The 18572-nt window shown below is 70.2% G+C and carries 15 protein-coding genes; 6 read left to right on the plus strand and 9 right to left on the minus strand.

Going from position 1 to position 18572, the window contains the following annotated elements; all coding sequences use genetic code 11:
* Window positions 1-66: 66 nt before the first annotated feature.
* From ACJJVL_RS01955 to dut, 4 genes are all read right to left on the minus strand, one after another.
* The gene (locus tag ACJJVL_RS01955) at window positions 67-2883 is read right to left on the minus strand and encodes an aconitate hydratase (protein ID WP_405216442.1); all 2817 of its coding nucleotides are present in this window, start codon (window positions 2881-2883) and stop codon (window positions 67-69) included.
* 110 nt (window positions 2884-2993) lie between these two features.
* Window positions 2994-3767 carry a DUF3159 domain-containing protein gene (locus ACJJVL_RS01960; protein ID WP_405216444.1) on the minus strand — a complete coding sequence of 258 codons (774 nt, stop codon included), beginning with the start codon at window positions 3765-3767 and terminating at the stop codon, window positions 2994-2996.
* 2 nt (window positions 3768-3769) lie between these two features.
* Entirely contained in the window at window positions 3770-4366 is a 597-nt protein-coding gene (locus tag ACJJVL_RS01965) for a DUF3710 domain-containing protein (protein ID WP_405216446.1), read from the minus strand.
* Window positions 4363-4815, minus strand: a complete 453-nt coding sequence (gene dut, locus ACJJVL_RS01970) for a dUTP diphosphatase (RefSeq protein ID WP_405216448.1) — start codon at window positions 4813-4815, stop codon at window positions 4363-4365. The genes ACJJVL_RS01965 and dut overlap by 4 nt, the downstream gene beginning before the upstream one ends.
* 69 nt (window positions 4816-4884) lie before the next feature.
* On the opposite strand from dut, the gene ACJJVL_RS01975 reads away from it, so the two are divergent.
* Entirely contained in the window at window positions 4885-5340 is a 456-nt protein-coding gene (locus ACJJVL_RS01975; protein WP_405216450.1) for a DUF3093 family protein, read from the plus strand.
* 68 nt (window positions 5341-5408) lie between these two features.
* On the opposite strand, the gene ACJJVL_RS01980 is transcribed toward ACJJVL_RS01975, so the two are convergent.
* On the minus strand, window positions 5409-5696 hold the full coding sequence (locus ACJJVL_RS01980) for a DUF4193 family protein (RefSeq protein ID WP_405216452.1): 288 nt from the start codon (window positions 5694-5696) through the stop codon (window positions 5409-5411).
* A gap of 232 nt (window positions 5697-5928) precedes the next feature.
* Between ACJJVL_RS01980 and sepH the strand changes: the two genes are divergently transcribed.
* The 4 genes from sepH (at window position 5929) to ACJJVL_RS02000 (ending at window position 10795) form a co-directional block, all read left to right on the plus strand.
* Window positions 5929-7194 carry a septation protein SepH gene (gene sepH / locus ACJJVL_RS01985; RefSeq protein ID WP_405216454.1) on the plus strand — a complete coding sequence of 422 codons (1266 nt, stop codon included), beginning with the start codon at window positions 5929-5931 and terminating at the stop codon, window positions 7192-7194.
* Window positions 7195-7300: 106 nt separating this feature from the next.
* Window positions 7301-8668, plus strand: a complete 1368-nt coding sequence (locus ACJJVL_RS01990; protein ID WP_405216456.1) for an MFS transporter — start codon at window positions 7301-7303, stop codon at window positions 8666-8668.
* Window positions 8669-8774: 106 nt separating this feature from the next.
* Window positions 8775-9689, plus strand: coding sequence for an NAD(P)-dependent oxidoreductase (locus ACJJVL_RS01995; protein ID WP_405216458.1), 915 nt, complete (start codon window positions 8775-8777; stop codon window positions 9687-9689).
* Entirely contained in the window at window positions 9689-10795 is a 1107-nt protein-coding gene (locus ACJJVL_RS02000; RefSeq protein WP_405216460.1) for a zinc-binding dehydrogenase, read from the plus strand. Before ACJJVL_RS01995 ends, ACJJVL_RS02000 begins: the two co-directional genes overlap by 1 nt.
* Window positions 10796-11018: 223 nt before the next feature.
* Here the strand turns inward: ACJJVL_RS02000 and ACJJVL_RS02005 are convergent, their stop codons facing one another.
* The 3 genes from ACJJVL_RS02005 to ACJJVL_RS02015 form a co-directional block, all read right to left on the minus strand.
* Window positions 11019-11441, minus strand: coding sequence for a hypothetical protein (locus ACJJVL_RS02005; RefSeq protein ID WP_405216462.1), 423 nt, complete (start codon window positions 11439-11441; stop codon window positions 11019-11021).
* Between the two features lie 129 nt (window positions 11442-11570).
* Window positions 11571-11927 (minus strand): hypothetical protein, encoded by a 357-nt coding sequence (locus ACJJVL_RS02010; RefSeq protein ID WP_405216464.1) that lies wholly within the window; start codon window positions 11925-11927, stop codon window positions 11571-11573.
* 370 nt (window positions 11928-12297) lie between these two features.
* Window positions 12298-13383 carry an alkaline phosphatase family protein gene (locus ACJJVL_RS02015; protein WP_405216466.1) on the minus strand — a complete coding sequence of 362 codons (1086 nt, stop codon included), beginning with the start codon at window positions 13381-13383 and terminating at the stop codon, window positions 12298-12300.
* An 11-nt stretch (window positions 13384-13394) separates the two neighbouring features.
* On the opposite strand from ACJJVL_RS02015, the gene ACJJVL_RS02020 reads away from it, so the two are divergent.
* Window positions 13395-15827: a DNA topoisomerase (ATP-hydrolyzing) subunit A gene (locus tag ACJJVL_RS02020; protein WP_405216468.1), complete on the plus strand. Its 2433-nt coding sequence runs from the start codon at window positions 13395-13397 to the stop codon at window positions 15825-15827.
* Between the two features lie 663 nt (window positions 15828-16490).
* Here the strand turns inward: ACJJVL_RS02020 and ACJJVL_RS02025 are convergent.
* Window positions 16491-18572 (minus strand): type IIA DNA topoisomerase subunit B, encoded by a 2082-nt coding sequence (locus ACJJVL_RS02025; protein ID WP_405216470.1) that lies wholly within the window; start codon window positions 18570-18572, stop codon window positions 16491-16493.

Consider the following 18572-nt stretch of genomic DNA (forward strand, 5'->3'; position numbering starts at 1 on the left):
CATCACGGCATGCATGCAGAACGGCCCGGCCTCGCGAGGAGGTCGGGGCCGTTCGCGCAGGCTCGATCAGACCAGCGAGCGCAGCACGTACTGGAGGATGCCGCCGTTGCGGTAGTAGTCGGCCTCTCCCGGCGTGTCGATGCGGACGACCGCGTCGAACTCGATGGTCTGCTTGCCCTCGGGGCTGTGCTCGGTGGGCTCGGCGACCACGCGCACCGTCTTCGGCGTGCGCCCGTCGTTGAGCTCCGTGAGGCCCGAGATCGAGATGGACTCCGTGCCGTCCAGGCCCAGCGATGCCCAGGTCTCGCCCTCGGGGAACTGCAGCGGCACCACGCCCATGCCGATGAGGTTGGAGCGGTGGATGCGCTCGAACGACTCGGTGATCACGGCCCTGACGCCCAGCAGGTTCGTGCCCTTGGCCGCCCAGTCGCGGCTGGATCCCGAGCCGTACTCCTTGCCGCCGAGCACGACGAGCGGGATGCCCTGCTCCTGGTAGTGCACGGAGGCGTCATAGATGGCTGCCTGGGGCGCGTCCGGCTGCGTGAAGTCGCGGGTGAAGCCGCCCTCGACGCCATCGAGCAGCTGGTTCTTCAGTCGGATGTTCGCGAACGTGCCGCGGATCATGACCTCGTGGTTGCCGCGACGCGAGCCGTAGGAGTTGAAGTCGGCCCGCGCGATGCCGTGCTCGCTGAGGTAGCGACCCGCGGGGCTGTCCGCCTTGATCGCGCCCGCAGGCGAGATGTGGTCGGTCGTGACCGAGTCACCGAGGGCTGCCAGGACGCGTGCACCCTGGATGTCGGTGACGGGCGTGAGCTCCATCGTCATGCCCTCGAAGTACGGTGGCTTGCGCACGTAGGTCGAGTCGGCATCCCACTCGAAGACGTCGCCGTCCGGCGTCGGCAGGCTCTGCCAGCGCTCGTCGCCGTCGAACACGGCGGCATACTGCCGCGTGAACATCTCGGTGTCGATCGACGAGTCGATCGTCGACTGCACCTCATCGGCCGTGGGCCAGATGTCGGCGAGGAAGACGTCCTGCCCGTCCTTGCCCTTGCCGAGCGGCTGGCGATCGAAGTCGAAGTCCATCGTGCCGGCGAGCGAGTAGGCGATCACGAGCGGCGGCGACGCGAGGTAGTTCATCTTCACGTCGGGGTTGATGCGTCCCTCGAAGTTGCGGTTGCCGGAGAGCACCGCGGTGACCGCGAGGTCGTGCTCGTTGATGGCCTCCGAGACCTCTTCGATGAGCGGCCCGGAGTTGCCGATGCACGTCGTGCAGCCGTAGCCGACGGTGTAGAAGCCCAGCTCGTCCAGATCCTTCGTGAGACCCGACTTGTCGTAGTAGTCGGTGACGACCTTGGAACCCGGTGCCAGCGTCGTCTTGACCCACGGCTTCGCCTTGAGCCCGAGCTCCACCGCCTTGCGTGCCAGCAGGCCGGCCGCCAGCATGACGGACGGGTTGGAGGTGTTGGTGCACGACGTGATCGCCGCGATCGTGACGGCTCCGTTGTCGAGCGTGTAGCTCTCGCCATCGCCGCTCGTCACCTGCACGGGCTTGGACAGCTCAACCGGGATCCCGGTGCTGATGTGCACGTCGCGCGTGTCGTCGTCCTCGACGCCGGGCGCGTTGCCCGGGTCGGAGGCGGGGAACGAATGCTTCGACTCGAGGTCGACGATGTCGTTCGACGTCGATGCCGACGCGTAGTCCACGATGTCCTTCGCGAACTGCGCCTTGGCGTTCGTCAGCTCGATGCGGTCCTGCGGGCGCTTCGGGCCCGCGATCGAGGGGACGACCGTGCCGAGGTCGAGCTCCAGGTACTCGGAGAAGGCGGGCTCGACCGACGGGTCGTGCCACAGCCCCTGCTCCTTCGCGTAGGCCTCGACGAGCGCGACCTGCTGCTCGTCACGACCGGTGAAGCGCAGGTAGTCGAGCGTCACCTCGTCCACCGGGAAGATCGCGGCGGTGGAGCCGAACTCGGGGCTCATGTTGCCGATGGTGGCGCGGTTCGCCAGCGGCACGGCGCCGACGCCGGTGCCGTAGAACTCGACGAACTTCCCGACCACGCCGTGCTTGCGCAGCATGTCGGTGATCGTGAGCACCACATCCGTCGCCGTCACGCCGGTGGCGATCTCGCCGGTCAGCTTGAAGCCCACGACGCGCGGGATGAGCATCGACACGGGCTGGCCGAGCATCGCAGCCTCTGCCTCGATGCCGCCGACGCCCCAGCCGAGCACGCCGAGACCGTTGACCATCGTCGTGTGCGAGTCGGTGCCCACCACGGTGTCGGGGTAGGCGGTCAGCTCGCCGTCGAACTCTCGGGCGTAGGTGACCTTCGCGAGGTTCTCGATGTTGACCTGGTGCACGATGCCGGTGCCCGGGGGCACGACCTTGAAGTCGTCGAAGGCCGTCTGGCCCCAGCGCAGGAACTGGTAGCGCTCGCCGTTGCGCTGGTACTCGATCTCGACGTTGCGCTCGAAGGCGTCGGGCGTGCCGAAGAGATCGGCGATCACCGAGTGGTCGATGACCAGCTCGGCCGGCGCGAGCGGGTTGATCTTGGTGGGGTCGCCGCCCAGCTCGGCAACGGCCTCGCGCATGGTGGCGAGGTCGACGATGCAGGGAACACCGGTGAAGTCCTGCATGACCACGCGAGCGGGGGTGAACTGGATCTCGACGGTCGGGTCGGCATTGGCGTCCCAGGAGCCGAGCGCCTCGATCTGCTCCTTGGTGATGTTCGCGCCGTCCTCGGTGCGGAGCAGGTTCTCGAGCAGCACCTTCAGGCTGAACGGCAGTCGCTCGTGACCCGGGACCTGATCGATTCGATAGAGCGTGTAGTCGGTGCCACGCACCGACAGCGAGCTCTTGCTGTCAAAGCTGTTCGGGTTCGCCATCCTGACTCCTTCGGGGTCTCACGGGGATGCGCTGACTGCGCCTCGAGTGTATGCCTCGAGCCGACATGGTGCGCCGGATCCGGTCAAATATATCTTGACGTCAAGATATCTTATCGGATCTCGGCGCGTCCCGGGTCGGCTGGCGTGTCGGGCTCCGCCGGTTCCATCACCGTGCGCACCATCAACCAGGTCACCCACAGCGCTGCGAGGTAGAGCGGCACGCCCATGATCAGCTTCGTCGCCGCCAGGATCTCGACGGCACCGGCGAGGCCCTGATCGGCTGCCAGGTAGATCGGCACCTGCACGGCCAGGCGCGCGCCGATCACGATCAGCCACAGGATCGTGGCGCGCCAGGCCACCGCGCGCTTCGCGCGCTCGGTGCGCCACGCGTGCGGCGTTCCCGTCAGTGCTCCTGCGATGACGCCGATGAGCGGTCTGCGCGCGACCATGGTGGCGAGCAGCACCACCACGATGACGCTGTTGACGATGAAGCCCCAGAGGAAGTTGTCCTCACCCTGACCGGTGATGAGCGCGGCCACTGCAGAGATGCCGACGCCGATCAGACCCGCGAAGGCGAGCATCGGCTGCCCGCGCTGCACGATGCGCCACGCGACGAATCCGAGCGAGACGACCAACGGCACCAGCACCGCGATCCAGACGCTCCGCGTCGTCGAGTACAGGATCAGGAAGAGGATGCCTGGCAGCAGCGACTCGACGATCCCTCGCGCGCCGCCCATCGCCGCGAGCAGCGCATGCGCCGAGGGCTTCGCCGTCGGGTCGAGCTGGCCGAGCTTCGAGCCGCGGATCGCCGCGCCCACCTGCTCCGAGAACGAGGCCTCCGGCCCGGCCGGCGACCCATCGTTCGGCGGTGGTGCTTCCCCCACCGTCAGACCGACTTCGGCGCGCGCAGCGGGATCAGCTCCCGCGGCGGCATCGGCTCGACACCGCGACACACGACCGTCGAGCGGAACAGCTCGACCGCCGCCGCAGCCTTGTCCTCGTCCATCGCCGCCTGGCCGCCGATCAGGCCCTGCAGCATCCACCTGGGGCCGTCGACGCCGATGATGCGCACCGCGCGGGGCTCGCCATCGGGGCCCACCTTGAGGCGTGCGCGCAGCTCACGGCCGAGCAGCCCGTCGAGCTCCTCGACGGTGGCGCCCTGACGCTCGAGCTGGGTCCGCAGCACGTCGCGCACGGGCGCCCAGATGCCCTCGCTGCGCGGAGCGGCGAACGGCTGCAGCTGCACGGTCGATCCGTCGTGCTCCAGCGTGACGGCGACGATGCGCTTCGTCTTCTCCTCGACCTCGAGCCGCATCTGCATGCCGGGGCGCGGCACGATGCGCAGGCCGCCCAGGTCGACATACGGGCGCACGGGCGCTTCGGACTCGTCGAGCGGGCCGACCTCTGCGCGATCCTCTGGGGCGCTCTTCTCCACCAGCTCCTCGTCGTCGGCCAGCTGCTGGTCGTCAGTCGTGTCTGTCATCGTGCGATCCCCTCTGGCGCGGCGCGGAGTCCGGTGGAACCGTGCCCGCGCTCACCTCGATCCGATCCCGGCAGGCGCTCCACCTCGATGAAGCGCACCTGCTCGACGCGCTGCACGATGAGCTGCGCGATGCGATCGCCCACCTCGATGCGGTGCGGCTCACTGCCGGTGTTGAGCAGGTTGACCTTGATCTCGCCGCGGTACCCGGCGTCGACCGTGCCCGGTGCGTTCACGATCGTGATGCCGTGCTTCGCGGCAAGCCCGCTGCGCGGGTGCACGAACGCCGCGTAGCCGTTGGGGAGCGCGATCGCGATCCCGGTCGCGACCAGGGCACGCTGGCCCGGCTCGAGCGTCACGGGCTCGGCGGCGTGGATGTCGGCGCCGGCATCGCCAGGGTGCGCGTAGGACGGCACCGGCGATCCGGTCATGAGGACTTCGACCTGCTTCATCGGAGACGAGGCTAGCCGAGCGAGACGTGACCGGCGAACCCGGATCCGCGGAAGCGGGATGATGGGGACATGGAATCCGCCCCCTCGTACCGCGAGCGACTTGTGCCGCCGTGGTGGCTGCTGCTCGTGCTGCTGCTCATCGTTCCCGCTTCGCTGCTGGTGTTCCTGCCCGTCGACATCGGCGTTGGGATCGGCGTCGCCGCCGTGCTCTACAGCGCCATCGCGCTCGCGCTGTGGCTCGGAGCACCGATCGTCGAGCTGCGCGACGGCACGCTGCGCGCCGGTCGAGCGCGCATCGGTGTCGACGATCTCGGCGCCGCGGAGCCGCTCGAGGGCGCTGAGGCGAAGTCGGCGATGCGCGCGGCGTGGAACCCGGCCGATCACCACGTGATCTCGCCGTGGACGACATCGCTCGTGCGCGTGCCGGTCACCGACCCTGCTGACGCGACGCCGGCGTGGATCGTGAGCTCGCGCCGACCGCGCGCGCTGGCCGCTGCGATCGCCGCCGCCCAAGCGCACTCATGAGGCTCGAGCAGGTCCGCATCCTCCGCGGGCCTGCTCGAGGCCGACCACCGCGCTGCGGCAGCGATCGGTCAGGAGGCGCACTCCTGGCACATCGGGCCGAGCTTCGTCTCGTGGTCGAACTGCAGTCGATCCTTGACCAGGAAGCAGCTCACGCACGTGAACTCGTGCTCCTGGGGCGGCAGCACGACGACGTCGAGCTCGACGTCGGCGAGATCTGCGGCGGACAGGTCGAAGCTGCCGGGGTTGTCGGCGTCGTCGTCGGTCGCGACGCTCTTCGCCGGGACGCGTTCCTTCAGCGCGTCGAGCGACTCATTCTCGTCGTCGGTCTTGCGCGGTGCGTCGTAATCGGTGGCCATCGGGGCTTCCTTGCTGGGAGTCAGTGAGCGTCGTCGGCGCACATTCTGCACGAAACCGTGATCCGAGGCAAATCAGATAACGGGATGCATGGTTTGCCGACGACCGTGCTCGCACCGGGACCGGTGCTCCGTACGGAACGCACGGCGCGCCCGCCCCATTCCCGGTGCCTGCCCTCGCCCCATGCGATGCTGACAGCGCCCGACATCACCCGCCAGGAAGGACCGGCGAATCATGCAGCAGCTGAGCGTCATCGGCGTCGAGGACGACGTGCTCATCCTCGAGTCTGACTCCGGCGAGCGCTTCCGCGTGCCCGTCGCTGCCCTGCCAGAGCATCGCAAGCCGGCAGCCGCGATCCCGCCTCGGGAGCGCAAGGCTCGCCCCCGTGACATCCAGGCGCTCATCCGCGGCGGCATGACCGCAGAGGAGGTCGCGTCGTCGACCGGCGAGGAGCTCGCCTACATCGAGCGCTTCGAGGGTCCCGTGGTCGCTGAGCGCAACCACGTGCTCGATTCGGCGCTCTCGATCCCGGTCGCGTCCGGCGACATCGACCCGCTCGCGGGAGAGACCACCTTCGGAGCCGCGATCGAGGAGCGCCTCGACGACCTGCGCGCCTCGGACCGCTCCTGGGCCGCCTGGAAGGACGGCGAGGGCGGCGTGTGGACGGTGCGCCTGCGCTTCACGACCGAGGCGATCCAGCACGAGGCGACCTGGGGCTACGAGCCGAAGAAGGCGACGCTGACGCCGCGCGGCAAGGAGGCGACCTCGCTCAGCCAGACGGGCGATGCGTCCAGCGTCCTGGTGCCCAGGCTCCGGGCGATCGATCGCCAGCAGCGGCCCGCGGGGCCGGATGCCGCCGCGACGGCGCCGTCCTCGAGCGACGGCGGCGCGCCGCCGATCGCGCAGCGCGCCTCCACGCACGATGCGGCTCGCACCGAGCCTGCCCGTTCGGAGCCGGGTCGTGCCGACACCGGTCGGACCGATGGCAGCGATACCGGCAGGTTCGACTCGGACGCGTTCCGCATCCAGCGCGGCGCGACCCGTGCTGCGCCGGAGCCGGTCGAGCCGGGTGTCGGCCTGGAGGACGCCATCGACTCCCCCGCCACCGACTCGCCGCTCGGCGCGCGGCCGAAGGAGCCGACGAAGGCGGACAACCCGTGGCTGCGACTGCGCGGCGGCGAGGTCGGCAGCCAGCCCGAGAACGTGCAGGCCGCTGCGATCAACCGTCCGGCCGCATCCTCGCAGCCGAACCACACGGCCGAGCTGCTCGACGCGCTGCGGCGGCGTCGCAGCGAGCGGGAGGCTGCCCTGCACACCGCGGAATCCGCGCCGAGCCTGTTCGAGCCGGAAGAGGTCGAGCCGGCAGCGGAGCCCGAGGTCGAGCAGCAGCGCAGCCAGCGTGCGACCGGCACCGGCCCCGTCGGCAACCGCAAGCGCGGCTCCCGCGCTGCGATGCCCAGCTGGGACGAGATCGTCTTCGGCTCCCGCAGCGACGACTGACCTCGCAGCGCGGTTCGGCGCGTCGCGTTGCTGCGCGAGCGAACTGAACCGATCGTCATGTACGTTCTTCCTCGGCACGGTCCCGTGCACCTACGAGGAGGTAGGCATGTCACACCCTGTTCATGACGCGTCAAGAGACAACACCCGCAGTGGGCTCGGCAAGGTCGTCACCGCCTCGATGGCCGGGACGGTCGTCGAGTGGTACGAGTTCTTCTTGTACGCCACCGCGGCCACGATCGTCTTCAACGTGCTGTTCTTCCCGCCCAGCGATGACCCGTACGCGCCGATCATCGCCGCGTTCCTCACCTACGCGGTCGGCTTCGTCGCACGCCCGCTCGGCGGCATCGTGTTCGGCCACTTCGGCGACAAGTACGGTCGCAAGAAGCTGCTGCAGCTGGCGATCATCCTGGTCGGCGTCTCGACCTTCCTGATGGGCTGCCTGCCCACCTTCGAGCAGATCGGCTACTGGGCACCGGCGCTGCTGGTCATCCTGCGCTTCTTCCAGGGCTTCGCGGTCGGCGGCGAGTGGGGCGGCGGCGTGCTGCTGGTGGCTGAGCACGCGCCCAACAAGGAGCGCGGCTTCTGGTCGTCCTTCCCCCAGGCAGCGGTGCCGATCGGCAACCTGCTGGCGACGGTCGTGCTGCTCGTGCTGCAGTGGACGCTCTCCGACGAGGACTTCCTGGGCTGGGGCTGGCGCATCGCCTTCTGGCTGTCGGTCGTGATCGTCGCGATCGGCTACTACATCCGCACCCGCATCGAGGATGCGCCGATCTTCCAGCAGGTCAAGGATGAGGTCGCGAACTCGCAGGCGCAGGGCTACGGCGTGCTCGAGGTGCTGAAGCGCTACCCGAAGGGCGTGCTGACGGCCATGGGTCTGCGCTTCGCGGAGAACATCCTGTACTACCTCGTGGTGGTCTTCTCGATCACGTATCTGGGCGTCGCGATGAACTACGACGTGACGCGCGTGCTCAGCCTGATGGCGATCGCGCATGTTGCGCACATGATCTTCGTGCCGCTGGTCGGGCGGTTCGTCGACACCGTCGGTCGTCGTCCCGTCTACATGGCCGGTGCGATCGCGGGTGCCTCGTGGGGCTTCATCGCCTTCCCGATGTTCCAGACCGGCGACAACGTGATCATCCTGCTCGGCATCATCCTCGGCCTGTTCTTCCACGCCCTGATGTACGCGGGGCAGCCGGCGATCATGGCGGAGATCTTCCCGACCCGCATGCGGTACTCGGGGGTCTCGCTGGGCTACCAGGTCACGTCGATCGTCGCGGGCTCGCTCGCTCCGATCATCGCCACTGCGCTGCTGCGCGAGTACGAGAGCCACATCCCCGTGGCGCTCTACCTGCTCGGCGCCTGCATCGTCACGCTCATCGCGGTGTTCGCGCTGAAGGAGACGAAGGGCATCTCGCTGCATGACGTCGACGATGAGGATCGTCGCCGGGTGCAGGAGGAGCAGACCAGGGCCTGATCGACGGCACAGCACGGCATTCGCAGCGGGCGGCGAGGGTGCACCTCGCCGCCCGCTGCGTCGTTCGCAGATACCCTGAGCAACACAACTTCGAAAGGAATCGACGATGACGTCAATCGCCTGGATCGGCCTCGGCAACATGGGCAGCCGCATGTCCGCGCACCTCGTCTCTGCAGGGCACGACGTGAGGGGCTACGACGTCGTGGATGCCCTCCGCGACGGTGCCGCATCACACGGCATCACGCCCGTCGCCTCGGTCGGCGAGGCGGTCGACGGCGCGGATGTCGTCATCCTCAGCCTGCCGAAGGGCGAGCACGTGCGCGCGGTGCTCGCGGGCGAAGACGGAGTCTTCGCGCACGCCGCGGCGAACACGCTCATCCTCGACACCTCGACGGTCGATCTCGAGACCTCTGCCTGGTGCCACAGCGAGGCGAGCGCGCGCGGGTTCCGCTTCGTGGACTCCCCCGTCTCCGGCGGCATCCAGGGCGCAGAGGCCGCGACCCTCGCGTTCATGCTCGGCGGCGCCGAGGCGGATGTCGCGGCTGCGAAGGAGATCGTCGCACCCATGGCCGGCAACGTGCTCGCGGTCGGTGAGCCGACCCACGGCATCGCGGCGAAGCTCGTCAACAACATGATGCTCGGCGTCTCGATCCTCGCGATGTCGGAGGGAGCGCAGCTGGCGAAGGAGCTCGGCCTCGATGCGCAGTCGTTCTTCGACGTGGCGCGCGTCTCCTCCGGGGACTCCTGGGCGCTGCGCACCTGGTACCCGGTACCCGGTGTTGTGCCCGGTGCGGCTGCGAACCACAACTTCGACGCGTCGTTCTCGGCGATGCTCTGCCATAAGGACGTCACGCTCGCCGTCGACGGCGCAGAGGCGGCGGGCGTCCACGTGCCAGCCGCGACGCTCATCCGCGACCAGTTGCAGCGGCTGCTCGACGACGGATTCGGCGGCAAGGACTGCACGCTCGTGATCCGCGAGACGAGCCGCGACGGCTCGGTCGACGGCTGGGACGGGCGCTGATGCGGATCCGCGGCGCCGTGCTGCGGGCGATCGGCGCCGAGCACCCCTTCGCCCAGTCGCAACCGCTCGAGCTGGTCGAACTGGAGCTCGACGAGCCGGGTCCCGGTGAGTTGCTCGTGCGCATCGAGGCCGCAGGCCTGTGCCACAGCGACCTCTCGGTCGTCGACGGCGCCCGCCCACGGCCCGTGCCCATGCTGCTCGGACACGAGGCGGCGGGCATCGTGGAGGCGATCGGCGAGGGTGTCGATGACATCGCCGTCGGCACCCGCATCGTGACGACCTTCCTGCCGCGCTGCGGCGAATGTTCCGCGTGCGCGACCGACGGCAGGCTTCCCTGCGAGCGCGGCTCCGCATCGAACGCCGCCGGCGAGCTGCTCGGCGGCGGGAGACGGCTGCACGAGGGCGACGTCGACGTGCACCACCACCTGGGCGTCTCCGCGTTCGCGACCCACGCTGTGCTCGACCGGCGCTCCGTCGTGCCGGTGGGCGACGACGTGCCGCCGCAGGTCGCGGCGGTGCTCGGCTGCGCGATGCTCACCGGCGGCGGCGCGGTCATCAACGCAGGCAAGCCCGTCGAGGGCGATGACATCGTGATCGTCGGCCTCGGCGGGGTCGGCATGGCGGCGCTCCTCGCTGCCGCATCCCTCGGCCTTGGCCGGGTGATCGGCGTGGACGCCGTGCCGGCGAAGCTCGAGACCGCGAAGGAGCTGGGGGCGCACCTGGCGCTCTCGCCCGACGAGGCGCTGGCGCAGGGACTCCGGGCTGCGGTGGTCGTCGAGGCAGCCGGTCACCCGAAGGCGTTCGAGACCGCGTTCGCGCTCACGGCACCGGGCGGCACGACCGTCACGGTGGGCCTGCCCCACCCCGACGCTCGCTCCTCGCTGTCGCCGCTGACGTTCACCGCAGAGGCGCGCACGGTGATCGGCTCCTACCTGGGCTCTGCGGTGCCCGCGCGCGACATCCCGCGCTACGAGCAGCTCTGGCGCGAGGGGAAGCTGCCGGTGGAGGCGCTCGTGACGAGCGAGATCGAGCTCGAGGGACTCAACGAGGCGCTCGACACGCTCGCCGACGGCAAGGCGATCCGTCAGGTCGTGCGCTTCAGCTGACGCCGACGCCGGTCAGGCGCTCGCAGGCGGAGCCGCGCGCAGCGCGGCGGCCGCCGCCTCGAGTGCGAGCGTGGCCGCGGTGCGGCCGATCTGCGGCGTGCATCGGCCCGCACCTGCGACGAGCAGCGTCCTTGCGTCCTTCGATCGGGCACCTCGCCCGGCGTCCTCGGAACGGATCGGGCGACACAGGCCGACGGCGGGACGATCCAGCGAGCAACGCCCTTCATCGTTCGTCGAACACCGTGAAGTCGCATTCCGAGCGCCACGGATGCTCGGCGAAGCCAGCGAGCTCGTGCGGGGGCAGCGCGACCAGGAGCACCGACGGCACGACGCCCGCGGAGCCGCAGACGGAGACGACCGGCCAATCTGCGAACTCTTCGCCCGGCATGCCGTCGACCGAGACGTGCACATCGTGCGTGCCTGAGCTCGATCGGACGTCGATCATGCCGATCGTGCCCTCCGGTGCGAGCGACACGGCCTCGCCGACCGTGAGCGACCCCAGGTCTTCGGGGTCATATGCATCCATCACGGCGTCGATCTGATCCTGATGGAGCGGAGCGGGACCGCTGGCACAGCTCGTCACCAGCACTGCCGCCGCGATTCCCAGCAGTGCGAGCGCGGCCTCGCGTCGTCTCATCGCAGCCATCGGCGCCTCCTTTGGTGCATGCAGCGTTCCAGCAGACGCTAGGCCACGATCACGCGAATGCGCCGAAGCGGCGCACCATCGCTGCCAGCGCAGCGTGCGATCGTGCGTGCGGCACCGGTGCACCGATGCTCACGGAGCGCAACCGTCAAGCGACATGTTCACCATCTCGTCGAGCTGCTCCGGCGGTACGAACAGGTACTGCTGGGCATCATCGATCACGCACACGGTCAAGACCTGCCACTCCGCGCGAGCAGGGTCTGCGGGTTCGATCACCTCCTGCGTGATCGAACCGTCCGCTCCGGTCCAGGCTCCGTAGGTCTCGATGATGCCGGCTTCGACGAGCGGCACGGCATCGCTGAGGGTCGTGATCTCGACGTCTGCGAGGCGCGCCCGGTCGGCATCCGACGGCCCCGAGCATCCTGTGAGCACGCCGACTGAGCCAGCGAGCGCGATCAGCAGCAGCGTCTTGGCAGCGCGACCTTCCATGGGTGCCTCCCGGTGGGATCGACGTCCCTGTGCGGCACCCTACCTTGCTGCCGCAGTCAGCGGCGTCAAGCGCGAACAGCGCTGTTGCTGCGGAAGTGACGCCTCACGTCAGCGGCGGCGTGACGACCCGCGCCCGCGCTTCCGGTCACGGCGCTCGCCGACCTTCCGGACGACGAACCCGATCAGGGCGGTGGCGACGGTCGTGATGAGCCATCTGCGCATGGAGTGCTCCTCTGCTCGGTTGCTGGCCGGGCCGCGTGCCCAGGGCGATGCGCTCATCCTGGACCACCCACCTGGACGCCGGATGCCCGCGCGGCTCTCGCGGAATGCGCGGCAGGGGCCCGTTCTTCGCCACGGCGCCCCGCGGCTGCTACGTCGCGAACGCGCCGAAGCGGCGCAGCGGCACGCGGAGCTCGTCGGGCGTGAGCGAGCCGTGCTGACCGATCATCCCCCGACCCGGATCGACCTCGTCCAGGTAGATCGCACGGCGTCCGCGGGCCGCGACGAAGACGTCACCGAGCCGCGGAGCGACGTCGGCGTGCACCTCGCCCAACCAGCCGCTCGCGATGACCTCCTGCCGCGTGGCGACCCACGCGGCGTCGCCGAGCCACGCGCGCCAGCCGTCGGCGAGCGCATCCGCTGTCGCACTCTCGGTCGCGTGCAGCTGCAGACAGCGCGGCTCCCCCGCGACGTGCGCGACCGAATCGAGCAGCTCCGCTGGCACGATCAGGTGCCCGGATGCCGCGACGTCGACCATGCCGTGGTCGGCGGTGGCGATGAGACCGACATCGCGCGGCAGCGCGGCCGCCAGTGCGGCGACGTGGCCGTCGAGCTGCTCGAGCGCATCCACCCACGCGGTGCTCTGCCATCCCCGATCGTGCCCGACGCGGTCGAGCTCCGGCACGTAGAGGTAGACGAGCGCGCGCTCGCGCGCGGCCTGCTCGGCGAGGGCGAATCGGTCGGCCATCGACCGCCCGCCGCGGAACTCCGCGCCGCGCAGCACCGCCTGCGTGAAGCCGCTCGTCGCGTGCTTGGGCTCGCCGATCACGATCGACGTCTCCTGCTCGAGGATCGTGGGCACCCGCTGCCAGGTGGCCGGATCCATGGCCCCGCCCCAGTCGCGCAGTTGATTGCGCACGCCTGCACCCGGCACGAGCGCGTCGTAGCCGACCATCCCGTGCTCCCCCGCGAGCGCGCCCGTGGTCAGGCTCGCCAGCGCCACTGCAGTGGTCGACGGGAAGCCCGCGTCGAGCGAGCCGCCGGGTGCGGCGGCGAGCGTGCGCGCATGCCCCGCGCGCTGGCCGAGCTGGGCTGCGCCGAGCCCATCGACGAGCAGCACCACCGCCCCGCGCACTCGCGGCAGGCTGAGCACGTTGCGCTCGCCCCGCATGGCCAGCGACGCACTGCGGAGAACGTCGGCCAGGCTCCGAGATCCGGGCGCCCTGGTCGGTAGCATTCCCTCAGCCTATGACTGCCACACCCGCCTCCGACTCCACCGAGCGCATCGACGACATCGACGTCGCTGCAGAGATGCAGGACTCGTTCCTCGAGTACGCCTACTCGGTGATCTACGCCCGCGCCCTGCCCGACGCCCGCGACGGGCTCAAGCCCGTGCAGCGCCGCATCCTCTTCCAGATGGCAGAGATGGGGCTGCGGCCCGAGAAGAGCCACGTCAAGAGTGCGCGCGTGGTCGGCGACGTGATGGGCAAGCTGCACCCGCACGGTGACACCGCCATCTATGACGCGCTCGTGCGCCTGGCGCAGGGCTTCAGCCTGCGGCTGCCGCTCATCGACGGCCACGGCAACTTCGGCTCGCTCGACGACGGCCCCGCCGCCGCCCGCTACACCGAGGCACGGCTCGACGCCGCCGGTCTATCGCTCACGGAGGGGCTCGACGAGGATGTCGTCGACTTCGTGCCGAACTACGACAACTCGTACCAGCAGCCCGACGTGCTGCCTGCCTCCTATCCGAACCTGCTCGTCAACGGTGCCAGCGGCATCGCGGTCGGCATGGCCACCAACATGGCGCCGCACAACCTGGTCGAGGTCGTGCAGGCGGCCAAGCACCTGCTGGCGAACCCGGGCGCATCGACCGCCGATCTCATGCGGCACGTGCCGGGGCCGGATCTGCCCGGCGGTGGCGTGATCGTCGGCCTCGACGGCATCCGGGATGCGTACGAATCCGGGCGCGGATCGTTCAAGACCCGCGCTCGCACATCCATTGAGCGCCGCGGGCGCAAGACCCAGATCATCGTCACCGAGCTGCCCTACCAGGTGGGCCCGGAGCGGCTGATGGAGAAGATCAAGGACGGCGTGCTGTCGAAGAAGCTGCAGGGCCTCTCCGACGTGCAGGACCTCACCGACCGCACCCACGGGCTGCGGCTGGAGATCGGCATCAAGACGGGCTTCGACCCGGATGCGGTGCTGCAGCAGCTCTACCGCGTCACGCCGCTCGAGGACGGCTTCTCGATCAACAACGTGGCGCTCGTCGAGGGCAAGCCGCAGACCATGGGGCTGAAGGATCTGCTGCGCGTCTACCTCGACCACCGCGTCTCGGTCGTGCGTCGCCGCAGCGAGTTCCGCCTCGCAAAGAAGCGCAACCGGCTGCACCTCGTGGAGGGGCTGCTGATCGCGATCCTCGACATCGACGAGGTCATCCAGGTCATCCGCTCGTCCGACGACGGTGAGCAGGCTCGTGGGCGCCTGCAGGGCATCTTCGACCTCTCCGAGGCACAGGCCGAATACATCCTGGAGCTGCGGCTGCGTCGCCTCACGAAGTTCAGCCGCATCGAGCTGGAGGCCGAGCGCGACGAGCTGAAGGCGCAGATCGCCGAGCTCGAGCGCATCCTCGGCAGCGAGGCGGCGCTGCACGCCGTCGTCACTGACGAGCTCGACGAGGTCGCCGAGCGCTTCGGCACCCCGCGCCGCACACTGCTGACCGAGGGCAACGGCCAGGCCACCACCGGCAGGGCGTCCGCGGCCAAGGCTGCGGCCAATCTCGAGATCGCCGATGCACCCACGCGCGTGCTGCTCTCCGCCACGGGCCGGGTGGTGCGCGTCGACGGCGACGAGCCGATCACGCCGCCCGCGAGGCGCAGCCGCCACGACGCCATCCGCTCGACGGTCGAGACCACGACGCGCGGCACCTTCGGCCTTGTGACCTCCTCAGGCGCCGTGCTGCGACTCACGCCCGTCGACCTGCCGTCGGTGCCGCCGGCGTCGATCGGGCTGACCGCGGGCATCAAGGTGCGCGAGCTCGGCGCGTTCGAGCGCGGCGAGGAGCCGGTCGGCCTGATCGACCTCGAGAGCGATGTGCCCTGGCTCATCGCCACCGCGAGGGGCACCGTCAAGCGCGTCACGCCCAGTGAACTGCGGGACCGCGACCGCGAGGCGGTCATCTCGCTCAAGCCGGGCGATCACGTCGTGGGCATCGCCGCCGCGCCCGACGAGGCGTGGATCGTGCTGGTCACGAGCGATGCGCAGCTGCTGCGGTTCCCCGCCGAGCTGGTCAACCCCCAGGGGCCGGGCGCCGCAGGCATGAAGGGCATCGGCCTGAAGTCGGATGCCACGGTGCGGTTCGCGGGCGCTGTGGACGAGGGCGCGGAGGTCGTCACCGTCACCGAGGCAGCCGAGACGCTCGCGGGGCTGGACGAGCCGCGCGTGAAGGTGTCCGCGATCACGGAGTTCCCCGCGAAGGGTCGCGGCACCGGCGGCGTGCTGGCGCACCGGCTGCTGAAGGGCGAGGTCGGGCTCTCGCTCGCATGGGCCGGACCCGCCCCGCTCGCGGTCGGCAGCGACGGATCGCAGCGCGCGCTGCCTCCCGGCGGCGCGGCACGCGCCGGCTCAGGCGTCGCGATCGACGGCACGATCGGCGCCATCGGCGCGACGCTCGGCAGCTGACCGCGACCCGCCGCGGCGAGGCTGCGAAGCTCGGCAGCTGACCGCGACCCGCCGCGGTGAGGCCCGCTCCGCTCCCCGGCCCCGCTCGCCGCACCCGCCGGCGCCGACGAGGTGCCGACCGGTGCTTCTGCGCCCGAGCAGGGCTGGCGCGCGAGCCCGAGTCGCGCGCAAACGCACCAGTCGACGCCCACAGTTCGCACCCGTCCGGCACACACCCGCAATGGCGGCGCTCTCGCCGGCGGCGGTCGCAGCGGCGGCGGTCGCAGCGGTGGCGGTCGCCGGGGTGGTGCTCGCTGGCTGGGCTGGTGGCGCAGGCCGGCGCTCGCTCGCGCCGACCGCGGTGCCGACCGGTGCTCCTGCGCCCGAGCAGGGCTGGCGCGCGAGCCCGAGTCGCGCGCAACCGCACCAGTCGACGCCCACAGTTCGCACCCGTCCGGCACACACCCGCAATGGCGGTGCTCTCGCCGGCGGCGGTCGCAGCGATGCCGGTCGCCGGGGTGGTGCTCGCTGGCTGGGCTGGTGGCGCAGGCCGGCGCTCGCTCGCGCCGACCGCGGTGCCGACCGGTGTTTCTGCGCCCGAGCAGGGCTGGCGCGCGAGACCGAGTCGCGCGCAACCGCACCAGTCGGCGGCGGCGCAGGTGGCGGCGCGGGCGCGCGCCGCGCTCAGGCGTCGATGCGGTCGCGGTCCACCTGGCTCGTGACGATGAGCTCGCGGCGCGGCGCGACCTCATTGCCCATCAGCAGTTCGAAGATCTCGCTAGCCCGCTCCGCATCGCTGATCTGCACGCGGCGCAGCGTGCGGCGCGACCGATCCATGGTCGTCTCCGCCAGCTGATCCGCATCCATCTCACCCAGGCCCTTGTAGCGCTGCGGCGGCTCCTGCCAGCTCTTGCCCGCCTTCTTCAGACGAGCGAGCGTGCGGTGCAGCTCGGCGTCGGAGTAGGTGTAGATGGCCTCGTCGGGCTTGCCGCGGTGCTTGACGAGCACGCGGTGTAGCGGCGGGACAGCGGCGTACACGCGGCCGTCCTCGATCAGCGGGCGCATGTAGCGGTGGATGAGCGTGAGCAGCAGCGTGCGGATGTGCGCGCCGTCGACATCCGCGTCCGAGAGCATGATGATCTTGCCGTAGCGCGCCTGGCTGAGGTCGAACGAGCGACCCGAGCCGGCGCCGATCGACTGGATGATCGCGGCGCACTCGGCATTGCCGAGCATGTCGCCCACCGAGGCCTTCTGCACGTTCAGGATCTTGCCGCGGATGGGCAGGATCGCCTGGAACTCGCTGTTGCGCGCGGGCTTCGCGGTGCCCAGCGCGCTGTCGCCCTCGACGATGAAGAGCTCGGTCTGCTCGACATCGTTCGACCGGCAGTCCACCAGCTTCACGGGCAGTGACGACGACTCCAGCGCGCTCTTGCGGCGGGCGGTCTCCTTGAGCGACCGCGCCGAGATGCGCGACTTCATCTCGCTCACGACCTTCTCGAGCAGCTGGGCGGCCTGCGCCTTCTCATCGCGCTTGCTGGAGGTGAGGACGGCGCCGAGCTCGCGCTGCACGACCTGGGCGACGATCTGGCGCACGGCCGGGGTGCCGAGGACCTCCTTGGTCTGGCCCTCGAACTGCGGCTCCGGCAACCGCACGGTGACGACGGCCGACAGCCCGGCGAGCGCGTCATCCTTCTCGACCTTGTCGCTGCCGACCTTCAGCTTGCGCGCGTTGGCAGCGACCTGGTCGCGGATGAGCTTCAGCAGCGACTGCTCGAAGCCCGCCAGGTGCGAGCCGCCCTTCGGCGTCGCGATGATGTTGACGAAGGTCTGCACGACCGTGTCGTAGCCCGTTCCCCAGCGCAGCGCGATATCGACCTCGCAGGTTCGGTCGACCTCTCGCGTCTCCATGTGGCCGGTCGCCTCATCGAGCACCGGGATGGTCTCCTGGAAGTCGCCGGAGCCGGTGAGCCGCCAGGTGGCGGTGAGCGCCGGGTCGGGCGCGAGGTACTCGACGAACTCGCTGATGCCGCCGTCGTAGCGGAAGTCGTGCACGATGGGCTCGTCGCCGCGCTCGTCACTGATGCGGATGCCGAGGCCCGGCACGAGGAACGCCGTCTGGCGCGCGCGTCGGGCGAGCTCGTCGGCGAGGAAGTCCGCACCCTTGGTGAACACCTGCGGGTCCGCCCAGTAGCGCACGCGTGTGCCGGTGACGTTCTTCGCGACCTTGCCGACCTTGCGCAGCTTCGACGCATCCGTGAACGGCAGGAAGGTGGCACTGGGCGATGGCTCGCCCTCGTCGAGGAACTCGCCCGGCTCGCCGCGGTGGAAGGACATCGCCCAGGTCGCGCCATCGCGGTCGACCTCGACGTCGAGGCGTTCGGAGAGTGCGTTGACGACGGAAGCGCCGACGCCGTGGAGACCACCGGAGGACTGGTAGGCACCGCCGCCGAACTTCCCGCCGGCGTGGAGCTTGGTGAAGATCACCTCGACGCCCGTGAGGCCGGTGCGAGGCTCGACGTCGATCGGCAGGCCGCGGGCACGGTCGCGCACCTCCACCGAGCCGTCCGCGTGCAGGACGACCGTGATCTCATCGCCATGACCGCCGAGCGCCTCGTCGACCGAGTTGTCGATGATCTCCCACAGGCAGTGCATGAGCCCGCGCGAGTCGGTCGAGCCGATGTACATGCCGGGGCGCTTGCGCACCGCCTCGAGCCCTTCGAGCACGGTGAGGTGCCGTGCCGAGTAGTCGGATGCCGCGCGTGCCAA

Source organism: Agrococcus sp. Ld7 (assembly GCF_045064095.1).
Classification (GTDB): domain Bacteria; phylum Actinomycetota; class Actinomycetes; order Actinomycetales; family Microbacteriaceae; genus Agrococcus.

What these genes read in the sequence shown, in the direction of transcription:
- ACJJVL_RS01980 (WP_405216452.1), bottom strand. Translation starts at nt 5,696, where the DNA reads ATGGCCACCGATTACGACGCACCGCGCAAGACCGACGACGAGAATGAG.
- ACJJVL_RS02015 (WP_405216466.1), bottom strand. Translation starts at nt 13,383, where the DNA reads ATGCTACCGACCAGGGCGCCCGGATCTCGGAGCCTGGCCGACGTTCTC.
- ACJJVL_RS02020 (WP_405216468.1), top strand. Translation starts at nt 13,395, where the DNA reads ATGACTGCCACACCCGCCTCCGACTCCACCGAGCGCATCGACGACATC.
- ACJJVL_RS02000 (WP_405216460.1), top strand. Translation starts at nt 9,689, where the DNA reads ATGCGGATCCGCGGCGCCGTGCTGCGGGCGATCGGCGCCGAGCACCCC.
- ACJJVL_RS01990 (WP_405216456.1), top strand. Translation starts at nt 7,301, where the DNA reads ATGTCACACCCTGTTCATGACGCGTCAAGAGACAACACCCGCAGTGGG.
- ACJJVL_RS01995 (WP_405216458.1), top strand. Translation starts at nt 8,775, where the DNA reads ATGACGTCAATCGCCTGGATCGGCCTCGGCAACATGGGCAGCCGCATG.
- dut (WP_405216448.1), bottom strand. Translation starts at nt 4,815, where the DNA reads ATGAAGCAGGTCGAAGTCCTCATGACCGGATCGCCGGTGCCGTCCTAC.
- ACJJVL_RS02010 (WP_405216464.1), bottom strand. Translation starts at nt 11,927, where the DNA reads ATGGAAGGTCGCGCTGCCAAGACGCTGCTGCTGATCGCGCTCGCTGGC.
- ACJJVL_RS01965 (WP_405216446.1), bottom strand. Translation starts at nt 4,366, where the DNA reads ATGACAGACACGACTGACGACCAGCAGCTGGCCGACGACGAGGAGCTG.
- ACJJVL_RS01975 (WP_405216450.1), top strand. Translation starts at nt 4,885, where the DNA reads ATGGAATCCGCCCCCTCGTACCGCGAGCGACTTGTGCCGCCGTGGTGG.
- ACJJVL_RS01955 (WP_405216442.1), bottom strand. Translation starts at nt 2,883, where the DNA reads ATGGCGAACCCGAACAGCTTTGACAGCAAGAGCTCGCTGTCGGTGCGT.
- sepH (WP_405216454.1), top strand. Translation starts at nt 5,929, where the DNA reads ATGCAGCAGCTGAGCGTCATCGGCGTCGAGGACGACGTGCTCATCCTC.
- ACJJVL_RS02005 (WP_405216462.1), bottom strand. Translation starts at nt 11,441, where the DNA reads ATGGCTGCGATGAGACGACGCGAGGCCGCGCTCGCACTGCTGGGAATC.